Below are 11,080 nucleotides of genomic sequence, written 5' to 3' on the forward strand. Positions count from 1 at the left end.
TAGGTATTCGGGGGGGGGCGCCGCGCCCCCTCGAGCACGCGCGCGCCCCCGATCAGCTTCGAAGGGGCAGTACCAGCACCGTGAGGGACACACGAGAGAGCCGGCTGCTGCTCATCCTGCTGGTGGCCGTCGCCTTCGCACTCGTCACCGTGGACATCAAGGGCGGTGAGAGCTCCCCCCTCGGCGGTGCCCGACACGCCGCCGCCAGCGTCCTCGGCCCGGTCGAGCGCGGCGCCGCCACCGTCGTCGACCCGGTCGCCGACACCGTCCGGGCCTTCCGCGACGCCGCCTCCAACAACGGCCGCACCGACGAGCTCGCCCGCGAGAACACCGAACTGCGGCAGAAGCTCGCCTCCTCCGACATGGCCACCGGGCGCACCAAGCAGCTCGACGACCTGCTGCGCACCGCCGGCGCCGGCGGCTACACCGTCAAGGCCGCCCAGGTCATCGCGATCGGCCCGGCCCAGGGCTTCTCCTGGACCATCACCGTCGACGCCGGCAGCGACGACGGCCTCACCCGTGACATGACGGTGATCAACGGTCAGGGCCTGGTCGGCCGGATCACCACCGTCGCCCCGACCACCGCCACCGTGCTGCTCGCCTCCGACCCCGGCTTCTCGGCCGGCACCCGGCTGGAGGCCTCCGGCGAGATCGGCTTCGCCTCCGGCGGCGGCACCAGCCCGATGAAGGTCTCGCTGCTCAACGGCAAGGCCCAGGTCAAGGCCGGCGACCGGCTGGTCACCTTCGGCTCGCAGAGCGGCCGCCCGTTCGTGCCCGGCGTGCCGGTCGGCAAGGTCGTCGAGGTCGAGGCCACCCCGGGCCAGCTGACCAAGACCATCCTGGTCGAGCCCTTCGTCCAGTTCACCCGGCTGGACCTGGTCGGCGTGGTGGTCGTGCCGCCGCGCGCCGACCCGCGCGACGCCGTCCTGCCGCCGGCCCCGGCCCAGACCCCGGCCGCGCCCGCCGCCCCGCCCGCCAAGCCCACTGGGGGGAACTGAGCCATGCGCCTCGCCCGCATCCCCGTCTCCGCCGGCCTGATCCTGCTCGGCCTGATCCTTCAGGTCAGCGTCTTCGGACGGCTCCAGCTCCCGGGGGCCACCCCGGACATACTGCTGCTCGTCGTGGTCGGCCTGGCCATGGTCTACGGGCCGTCCGGCGGCTGCGTGGTCGGCTTCTCGGCCGGCCTGCTGGCCGACCTCGCGCCGCCCTCCGACCACGCGATCGGCCGCTACGCGCTGGTGCTCTGCCTGATGGGCTACGCCGCAGGGCTGCTGCGCCCGGACCACGGCCGCCAGCGGTCGGTGTCCAGCGCGCTGATGGTGGTGGCCGCCGCGGCGGTCGCCTCCACCCTGCTGTACGCGATGGTCGGCGCCCTGGTCGGCGACACCGCGGCCCGGCACGTCGGCCTCGGCGGCCTGGTGGTCAGCGCCCTGCTGTACGACGTGCTGCTGGCGCCGTTCGTGGTGCCGCTGGTGATGCTGGTCGGCCGCCGCTTCGGGCGCGACCCGGTGACCGCGGCCACCGATGACGACCAGGGCGGCTCCGGCCTGGGCACGCTGGCCCGCTACCGCACCACGCGCGAGGCCTCGTCCGGCCCGTCCTACAAGAAGCGGCGCATGCCCGGCTTCGTCCGGCGCCCGTAACCGGCCCGGCCCCCGACCTCCCGACTTCCCGCATCCTGGAGCGCACGAGACGTGAGCAACATCCCCGAGACCGGCCGTACCCGGCGGGTGACGATCCGTCTGGTGGTGCTGCAGATCCTGGTCCTGTCGCTGCTCGCCACCCTCGGCGGACGGCTGTGGTACCTGCAGATCCGCAACGCCAGCGTCTACACCGCCAAGGCGACCGGCAACCACATCCGCGAGGTGGTCGAACCGGCCGTCCGCGGCGAGATCCTGGACGCCTCCGGGCGGATCCTGGCCGGCAACGAGGCCCGGCTGGTGGTCTCGGTCAGCCGCACCTCGCTGCTGCAGCAGAAGGACGGCGGCAAGGCGGTGCTCGGCCGGCTGGCCGAGGTGCTGGGGATGCCCGCCAAGGACGTGCAGGAGAAGACCCGGCTCTGCGACGCCAAGACCCCGCAGCCCTGCTGGAACGGCTCGCCCTACCAGCCGATCCCGGTCACCAAGGAGGCGACCACCCAGCAGGCGATGCAGATAATGGAGCGCCGCGAGGACTTCCCCGGGGTCACCGCGCAGCCCACCGCCGTGCGCCGCTACACCGGCGCCGAGGGCGCCAACATGGCGCAGGTGCTCGGCTACCTCTCGCCGGTCACCGACGAGGAGGTCAGCAAGACCGCCTCCAAGGCCGGCCTGGACCGCTACCTGCCGGCCGACCAGATCGGCCGGGCCGGCCTGGAGTCGGTGTACGACCGCGACCTGCGCGGCACCGCCGGCATCACCCAGCTGGAGGTGGACAACCTCGGCCGGGTGATCGGCACCGCCGGCACCGCCGCCCCGCAGACCGGCAACAACCTGGTCACCAGCATCGACGCCCGGGTGCAGAAGGTGGTCGAGGACAACCTGGCGCAGGCCATGGCCGACGCCCGGAAGACCTTCGACAAGGTCACCAACCGCAACTACGAGGCCGACTCCGGCGCCGCCGTGGTGATGGACGTCCACACCGGCCGGATCGTCGCGATGTCCAGTGCGCCGACCTACGACCCCAACCTCTGGGTGGGCGGCATCACCGGCAAGGACTACCAGTCGCTGACCAGCAAGGACTCCAACTTCCCGCTGCTGAACCGGGCCATACAGGGTCAGTCCGCCCCCGGCTCGACCTTCAAGGTCGTCTCCACCACCGCCGCCGTCGAGGCCGGCTACTCGCTGGACGGGACGTACGCGTGCCCGAAGAGCATGACCATCGGCGGCCGCGAGTTCAAGAACTTCGAGAGCGAGAACTTCGGCTCCATCTCCCTGGAGAAGGCGCTGGAGGTCTCCTGCGACACCGTCTTCTACGGCCTGGCGTACGACCAGTGGATGAAGGACGGCGGCATCAAGCCGAAGAAGGAGCCGGGCGACTGGTTCTTCAAGACCGCCCACCAGTTCGGCCTCGGCGCCAAGACCGGCATCGACCTGCCCAGCGAGGTCACCGGCCGGGTGCCGGACCGGCAGTGGAAGCAGTCCTTCTACGACAACAACAAGGACGCCTGGTGCGCGCAGGCGCAGAAGGGCGGCACCAGCTTCTCCGACCAGATCGCCAAGGAGAACTGCGTCGACGGCTACCAGATGCGCGCCGGTGACGCCGTCAACTTCGCGATCGGCCAGGGCGACACGCTCGTCACGCCGGTCCAGATGGCCCGGATCTACTCGGCGCTGGCCAACGGCGGCACCTTCTACCGGCCGACCATCGCCAAGGCGGTGATAAGCCCGAGCGGGGACCTCGTCCGCGAGATCGCCCCGCACGAGGACGGCAAGTTCCCCGGCTCCCAGAAGCTGCTGAGCTACATCGACCAGGCCACCGCGGGCGTCATCACCGGCGGTACCGCCGCCTGGAAGTTCTCCGGCGCCGGCTGGCCGCAGAACAAGATCGAGCTGCACGCCAAGACCGGCACCGCCGAGGTCGAGGGCAAGCAGACCACCTCCTGGCTGACCACGTACAGCAAGGACTACGCGGTCGTCATGACGATAAGCCAGGGCGGCACCGGCTCCGGCGGCTCCGGCGACGCGGTTCGCCGGATCTACCAGGCGCTGTACGGCGTCGACGACAAGGGCAACATCGACAACGGCAAGGCGCTGCTGCCCGCGCCGCAGGCCGAACTGCCGAAGTTCAACCCGGACGGCACCGCGATCATCAAGCCGGCGGCCTACACCGTCGACACCGCCAATACCGCCAACACCATCGACACCGTCGGCCCGGTGCAGGCCGTCGCGGGCCCGGGCCTCCTGGCGTCGCCGGACCAGGCGCAGGGTCTGCCCGGCCCGGCGCCGGCCTTCCTGGAACAGGTGCCGGGCGAACCCGCCCCGGCCTCGGCCTTCCTGGACCCGGCGCAGCCGAACGACCGGCCCGCCCCGGGCACCGCGGCCGACGCCGCACTCGAACCGAACCGCGGCCCGGGAAGGGGGCGGGCATGACCTCCTACGGCTCCTACCGGCAGCTGCGGCTGAGCCCGCAGCGCAGCGGGGTCTCCAAGGCCCTGGCCAAGGACTCGCCGCTGTGGCGGCTGGACTGGATACTGCTGCTCGCCGCGCTGGCCCTGTCGCTCGGCAGCTCCCTGCTGGTCTGGTCGGCCACCCGCGGCCGGGACTCGCTCACCCACGGCGACCCGCAGTACTTCCTGTACCGGCACCTGACCAACCTGGTCGTCGGGCTGGTGCTGTGCTCGGTGGTGATAGGGATAGGGAGCCGGCGCTTCCGCACCCTCGTGCCGTTCCTGTACATCGGCGTGATCCTGATGCTGCTCGCCACGCTCAGCCCGCTGGGCTCGACCATCAACGGCGCGCACTCCTGGATCCAGCTGGGCGGCGGCTTCTCCATCCAGCCCGCCGAGTTCGCGAAGCTCGGGATCGTGCTGGCGATGGCGGTCGTGCTGTCCGACCAGGTGGACGCGGGGGAGCGGGAGTACCCCTCGCACCGGGCGGTGTTCCGCGGCCTGGTCTGGGCCTTCCTGCCGATGTGCGTCGTGCTGCTGATGCCGGACGCCGGCTCGGTGATGGTGATGGCCGCGATCGTGCTGGGCATCCTGCTCGGCTCGGGGGCGGCCAACCGCTGGGTGCTCGGGCTGCTGGTGGCGGGCACCGGCGGGTGCGTGGCGATCTGGAAGCTCGGGGTGCTGAGCAAGTACCAGATCGACCGCTTCGCGGCCTTCGCCAACCCGCAACTGGACCCCTCCGGCGTCGGCTACAACACCGCGCAGGCCCGGATCGCGATCGGCTCGGGCGGGCTGACCGGCAAGGGGCTGTTCCACGGGACGCAGACCACCGGGCAGTTCGTGCCGGAGCAGCAGACCGACTTCGTGTTCACGGTGGCCGGAGAGGAACTGGGCTTCGTCGGGGCGCTGGCGATCATCCTGCTGGTCGGCGTGGTGCTGTGGCGGGCCTGCCGGATCGCCCGGCAGGCGACCGACCTGTACGGGACGATCGTGGCCGCGGGGATCATCGCCTGGTTCTCCTTCCAGGCCTTCGAGAACATCGGGATGTGCCTGGGCATCATGCCGGTGGCGGGCATCCCACTGCCGTTCGTCTCCTACGGGGGGTCGTCGATGTTCGCGGTCTGGATCGCGATCGGGCTGCTCCAGGCGGTCCGCAGCCAGCGGCCGATAGCGGCCTGAGCGGACCGTTCGCGCGTCCGTGCGTCCGTCCGCGCGTCAGTTGAGGGCCGGCCTGAGGATCTCTCGGGTCGGCCCTCGGCGTTGCTCAACTTGCTTCTGAGGGTGGGCAGTTGATGCAGGCCGGGGATCTCGTCCCGGTCAGAGCAGGCAGTCGGCGGCGGTGAGCGCCGCGCGGACCTGGTGGGCCAGCTGCTCCTGGACCGGCACCCAGCGGGCGCCGAAGCGGTGGTGCAGCTGACCCAGGCTCTCGGTGACGATGTCGCGGGCCCGGCCCCGGGCCGCCTCCACGGTCGGACCGCCGCTGTCCGCCAGCAGCCGCAGCACCGTCGACGCCACCCGCAGCGGGATCCGGGCCGCGACGATCCCGGCGGTGGTCACCCGGGACACCGTGAGCGGCTCGGCGCACCAGCGGGCCAGCCACTCCTGGGCCACCGACGGGCAGAACTCCAGGGTGAACCCGGCCGCGCGCACCTGTGCGCCGTGCGCCGCCCGGGTGTGCGCGGGCACGTGGGCCAGCAGCCCGGAGAGCTCCTCGGCGCGCTCGCGCAGCGTCCGGGCCGCGGCGCCGACCGCCCGGTCCGCCGCCGGGTGCGGACGGCCGTCGCCGACCGCGTCCACGGCCCACATCGGCACCTCCAGCACGGCCGTCACCCCGCCGTGGCGGCCGGCGTACGACCAGGTGGACAGCTCCGGCTCGTCCGGCAGCGCCCGTGACCGGCCGGCGCCGTCCGCCGAGGGCATCAGATAGGTGCCGGGGAAGGGGCTGGCCCAGCCGACCGCGTCGAAGGGGTCGACGTCCAGCGGGATGCCGGCCCGGCGCACCGAGGAGGCGAAGAGTTCGGGCAGTCCGGGCACCGGAGCGGTCAGCTGGATGAAGGCGCCGCCGAAGTCCACCCCGTGCATCGAGCACTGCAGGAACGGGCGCAGCTCGTCGATCAGGCCGGTCAGCGCCAGGCTCTCCGGCATCGGGGGCCGGCCCGCGTCGGCGGCCGGCAGCAGTTCGGGCTGCTCCTCGAACGAGGGACGGAAGAAGTGCTCGTAGTGCCGGCGCATGGTGAGCGGCCCGTCCAGCCAGCCCGCGTTGAGCGCGGCGCCGTCCGGGTCCAGGCAGAGCAGCAGGTGCCAGGACAGGCCGGGCCGGGTGGGGCGCGCCAGCAGCACCTCGGCCAGCCGCAGGGCGCCGGCCGTGCCGATCGGCTCGTTGGGGTGCGGGCCGCCGACGACCAGCACCGCGCGCGGGCCCCGGTCGACGGACAGCAGCAGCAGCGGGCGCCCGGCCCGCGAGCGGCCCACCTCGCGCAGCCGGCACCGCTCCGGGTGGCGCAGCGCGAGCCGCCGGGCCGCGGCCTCGGCCTGGGCCGGCGCGGGGTAGCGGGCCGCCCGGCTGCCGAGGGGCCGGGGCGGGCGGACCCGCCGGTCGGTGTCGGTCATGGCTCTCCTAGGGCGTGTCCCCTGGGGTGTGTTCGCGCGGCCGCCCGGCTCGTCGGGCCGTCGGGCCGCCGGGGCGCGCGGGGGCGCCGACGGACGCGGCCTGCGGGGCCGGGGGCGAGGCCCTGCGCGCCGGGGACGGGTCGCCGGGGGGAGTCGGCGAGGGGGTCGAGCGTACGGCCCAACTCCCTTGTCCGGAAGGGGTGCAGAGGTCTCTGGCGGGGCCCTGTCAGTACCGCATGGGTGGTCCGGGCATGTCAACGGCGGACGGTGCCGGGCGGCGGGCGCGCACTGCGCGTGCCGGGGCGGGCCGGACCGGGGCGGCCGCGCCGGAGCGCGGGCGGGTGCCCGGCCCGGGCGGGGGGTGAGCCCGGGGGTGAGCCAGCGGGCCTTTCCCCGGATTGGGCTACCCTTGAGGGTCACCCCTCCCCGCCGTCGCCTGCCGATGCGCGCGGCACCGAATCACGTCGTAAGGGTTCCTAGTACATGACTGTCGAATCGGTCTTCCCACGCCTGGAGGCCCTCCTCCCGCACGTCCAGAAGCCGATCCAGTACGTCGGCGGCGAGCTCAACTCGACCGTCAAGGACTGGGACGCCTGCGACGTCCACTGGGCGCTGATGTACCCCGACGCCTACGAGGTCGGCCTGCCCAACCAGGGCGTCATGATCCTCTACGAGGTGCTCAACGAGCGCGAGGGCGTGCTCGCCGAGCGCACCTACAGCGTCTGGCCGGACCTCGAAGCGCTGATGCGCGAGCACGACGTCCCGCAGTTCACCGTGGACGCGCACCGCCCGGTGAAGGCCTTCGACGTGTTCGGCCTGTCGTTCTCCACCGAGCTCGGCTACACCAACATGCTGACCGCGCTCGACCTGGCCGGCATCCCGCTGGAGGCCAAGGACCGCACCGACGAGGACCCGATCGTCCTGGCCGGCGGCCACGCCGCGTTCAACCCCGAGCCGATCGCGGACTTCATCGACTGCGCGGTGGTCGGCGACGGCGAGCAGGCCGTGCTCGACATCACCGAGCTCGTCCGCGGCTGGAAGGCCGAGGGCCGCCCGGGCGGACGCGACGAGCTGCTGCTGCGCCTCGCCCGTACCGGCGGGGTGTACGTGCCGAAGTTCTACGACGTGGAGTACCTGGCCGACGGCCGGATCGGCCGCGTCGTGCCGAACGCCCCGGGCGTGCCGTGGCGGGTGTCCAAGCACACCGTGATGGACCTCGACGAGTGGCCCTACCCGAAGCAGCCGCTCGTCCCGCTCGCGGAGACCGTGCACGAGCGGATGTCCGTGGAGATCTTCCGCGGCTGCACCCGCGGCTGCCGCTTCTGCCAGGCCGGCATGATCACGCGCCCCGTGCGGGAGCGAAGCATCACCGGCATCGGCGAGATGGTGGAGCGCGGGCTGAAGGCGACCGGTTTCGAGGAGGTGGGCCTGCTGTCGCTGTCCAGCGCCGACCACACCGAGATCGGGGACATCGCCAAGGGCCTGGCCGACCGCTACAGCGACGACAAGATCGGCCTGTCGCTGCCGTCCACCCGCGTCGACGCCTTCAACATCGACCTCGCCAACGAGCTGTCCCGCAACGGCCGTCGCTCGGGCCTCACCTTCGCCCCCGAGGGCGGCAGCGAGCGCATGCGCAAGGTGATCAACAAGATGGTGTCGGAGGAGGACCTGATCCGCACCGTCGCCACCGCCTACGGCAACGGCTGGCGCCAGGTGAAGCTGTACTTCATGTGCGGCCTGCCCACCGAGACCGACGAGGACGTGCTCCAGATCGGCGCGATGGCGAAGAACGTCATCCAGAAGGGCCGCGAGGTCACCGGCCAGAACGACATCCGCTGCACCGTCTCCATCGGCGGGTTCGTGCCCAAGCCGCACACCCCGTTCCAGTGGGCCCCGCAGCTGTCCGCCGAGGCCACCGACGCCCGGCTGGCCAAGCTGCGCGACTCGATCCGCGGCGACCGCAAGTACGGCAAGAACATCGGCTACCGCTACCACGACGGCAAGCCCGGCATCGTCGAGGGCCTGCTGTCCCGCGGGGACCGCCGCATCGGCGCCGTCATCCGCGCCGTCTACGAGGACGGCGGCCGCTTCGACGGCTGGCGCGAGCACTTCTCCTACGACCGCTGGATGGCCTCCGCCGAGAAGGGCCTGGCCGGCACCGGCGTCGACGTCGACTGGTACACCACCCGCGAGCGCACCTACGAGGAGGTGCTGCCCTGGGACCACCTGGACAGCGGTCTCGACAAGGACTGGCTCTGGGAGGACTGGCAGGACGCCCTGGAGGAGGTCGAGGTCGACGACTGCCGTTGGACCCCGTGCTTCGACTGCGGCGTGTGCCCGCAGATGGACCTCAAGATCCAGATCGGTCCCACCGGGAAGAAGCTGCTGCCGCTGGCCGTGGTCAACGGGGCTGCCCCGCAGGGCTAGTTGATGGTGCGGGTGGTACGGATGGCGCGGATCGGGCGGGTCCGGGCCGCGTGACGTGCTCGAAGTGACGGATGGAGCCCTCCCCGGGAATCGGGGAGGGCTCCATCCGTTCGCCGAGCGGACGGCGGCCGGGGGCGTCGGGGTGCGGCTGACCAGGGGCGGGACGAGGGGGGTGGCGGGGCGCGTACCCTTTGAGGTGACAGAGTCCGGACAGCGGCGGCAGCCGTCGCGCCGGACGGGGACAACTGACTAAGGACTGAGCGACCCTGGCACGCCGTACGCCCGACGGTCCTCCGCCCGCGCCGACGGTGCAGCGGATCCGTCTCCGCTACACCAAGCGCGGCCGGCTCCGCTTCACCAGCCACCGCGACTTCCAGCGCGCTTTCGAGCGCGCCCTGCGCCGGTCCTCCGTGCCGATGGCCTATTCGGCCGGCTTCACCCCGCACCCGAAGGTGTCCTACGCCAACGCGGCCCCGACCGGGGTGGCGAGCGAGGCGGAGTACCTGGAGATCGGCCTGGCCGCCCTCCGTGACCCGGAGGAACTGCGGGCACAGCTGGACGAGTCGCTGCCGACCGGACTGGACGTGATCGACGCGGTCGAGGTCCGGACGCCGAACTTCGTGGAGCGCCTGGAGGCCTCCGAGTGGCTGGTCCGGCTGGACGGCGTCGAGCCGCAGGAGGCCGCCCGCGCGGTCGCGGTGTTCCTCGCCGCCGAGCGGGTCGAGGTCGAACGCGTGACCAAGAACGGCGTGCGGGTCTTCGACGCGCGCGGTCCGGTGGCGGCGCTCGAGATCGCCGCGCCGCAGGTCGTCGACGGTGCGGACACGGCGGCCGAAGCGGACCGCGATGTTCGGACCGGCCGTCCCTGTGCGATACTGCGCCTGGTAGTACGACACGCCACACCAGCCGTACGACCCGACGACGTATTGTCCGGTCTCCGTGTGACGGCCGACCTGGCGCCGCCGGTCCCCGCAGAGGTGACCAGGCTGGCGCAGGGGCCGCTCGACGAGGAGTCCGGCACGGTGACCGACCCGCTGGCGCTCGACCGCGCCGCGGCCCCGGCCGGCTGACAGCCGCCGGGGTGCGCGGGGCCGCGTCCGCCTGACGGGCGGAGGCCGGGTCCAGTGCCTCACTGGGCCCGACGGTCCTCCAGGTTCCCGCGGCTCCCCAGGGGAGCGAGCGTCGTCGCAGCACAGGCCGGCCACCTGAGGCCCGCCGACCAGGACGGTCGGTGGGCCCGGGAACCCCGTCCGGGAGCCACCCGGGGTTGGGGAACGGCGCAGCTTGGGAAAACCTCAGAAGACTGGTCAGACCAGAAGACTTTCGACACCCCGCCGTGCGGCGGGGCGCCGAGCGAGACTACGAGCCCCTGTGCGGCCTCGCGTCCGCGCGGCGGCACCGTGAAAGGGTCCGGCCCGAGCATCCTCGCGATGCCGGCCGGCCACGGGTGCCGTGCCGTGCCCGGATGTGGAGCCCGGGGGCCTGACGGGAGATCCACCCGCATGCTCGATAACACCGATCCGCAGCAGAACGCGGCGACGGAACAGAACGAGACCGCCCCGACCGGCGGCGAAGGCACCTCCGCGGCGCCGCCGCGCCGCCGTCGCCGTGCGGTGTCCCGCCCGGCGGGCACCCCGCAGGGTGCGGCCGCCGAGACGGCCGAGACGGTCGTCCAGGCCGAGGCGCCCGCCGCCGAGGCGCAGGCCGCACCGGCCGCCGAGCCGGTGGCCGAGAAGCCGGTCCGGGCCCGCCGGACCCGCAAGCGCGCCGAGGCGCCCGCCGGGGCGCCCGCCGCCGCCGAGACCCCGGCCGAGGAGCCCGCTGCCGCCGCCCCGGTGGCCGAGGCCCCCGCCGCCGAGCCGGCTGCCGAGGAGGCCCCCGCCGCTCCGGCCCGCCGGGCCCGTCGCCGCCGCGTGGTCGAGGCCGCGCCGGTCGTCGAGACCCCGGTCGAGGAGC

The 11,080-nt window shown here is 73.1% G+C and carries 7 protein-coding genes and 1 pseudogene; 7 read left to right on the top strand and 1 reads right to left on the bottom strand.

Annotation, left to right across the window (positions count from 1 at the left end):
* Nucleotides 1-80: 80 nt before the first annotated feature.
* Genes mreC through rodA form a run of 4 tightly spaced genes read left to right on the top strand, consistent with a single transcriptional unit; the run spans nt 81 to nt 5,266 of the window.
* Complete coding sequence (gene mreC / locus ACFV6I_RS12815; protein ID WP_063347561.1) at nt 81-998, top strand: rod shape-determining protein MreC; 918 nt, start codon at nt 81-83, stop codon at nt 996-998.
* A 3-nt stretch (nt 999-1,001) separates the two neighbouring features.
* Nucleotides 1,002-1,643 carry a rod shape-determining protein MreD gene (gene mreD / locus ACFV6I_RS12820; RefSeq protein WP_063347560.1) on the top strand — a complete coding sequence of 214 codons (642 nt, stop codon included), beginning with the start codon at nt 1,002-1,004 and terminating at the stop codon, nt 1,641-1,643.
* A 51-nt stretch (nt 1,644-1,694) separates the two neighbouring features.
* A complete protein-coding gene (mrdA, locus tag ACFV6I_RS12825; protein ID WP_244293351.1) occupies nt 1,695-4,070 on the top strand; it encodes a penicillin-binding protein 2 in 2,376 nt (791 codons plus the stop codon).
* Complete coding sequence (gene rodA, locus ACFV6I_RS12830; RefSeq protein WP_063347559.1) at nt 4,067-5,266, top strand: rod shape-determining protein RodA; 1,200 nt, start codon at nt 4,067-4,069, stop codon at nt 5,264-5,266. Before mrdA ends, rodA begins: the two co-directional genes overlap by 4 nt.
* Nucleotides 5,267-5,404: 138 nt before the next feature.
* Here rodA and ACFV6I_RS12835 read toward each other — a convergent pair whose 3' ends face one another.
* Nucleotides 5,405-6,697, bottom strand: coding sequence for a M14 family zinc carboxypeptidase (locus ACFV6I_RS12835; RefSeq protein WP_380336903.1), 1,293 nt, complete (start codon nt 6,695-6,697; stop codon nt 5,405-5,407).
* A gap of 483 nt (nt 6,698-7,180) precedes the next feature.
* Between ACFV6I_RS12835 and ACFV6I_RS12840 the strand changes: the two genes are divergently transcribed.
* The 3 genes and pseudogenes from ACFV6I_RS12840 to ACFV6I_RS12850 form a co-directional block, all read left to right on the top strand.
* Nucleotides 7,181-9,124 (top strand): TIGR03960 family B12-binding radical SAM protein, encoded by a 1,944-nt coding sequence (locus ACFV6I_RS12840; RefSeq protein ID WP_063347557.1) that lies wholly within the window; start codon nt 7,181-7,183, stop codon nt 9,122-9,124.
* Between the two features lie 308 nt (nt 9,125-9,432).
* Nucleotides 9,433-10,194, top strand: coding sequence for a TIGR03936 family radical SAM-associated protein (locus ACFV6I_RS12845; protein ID WP_063347556.1), 762 nt, complete (start codon nt 9,433-9,435; stop codon nt 10,192-10,194).
* A 432-nt stretch (nt 10,195-10,626) separates the two neighbouring features.
* Nucleotides 10,627-11,080: pseudogene (locus ACFV6I_RS12850) on the top strand (ribonuclease E/G); the annotation flags it as partial.

The sequence above is a fragment of the Kitasatospora sp. NPDC059803 genome, assembly GCF_042732255.1.
Classification (GTDB): Bacteria; Actinomycetota; Actinomycetes; order Streptomycetales; family Streptomycetaceae; genus Kitasatospora.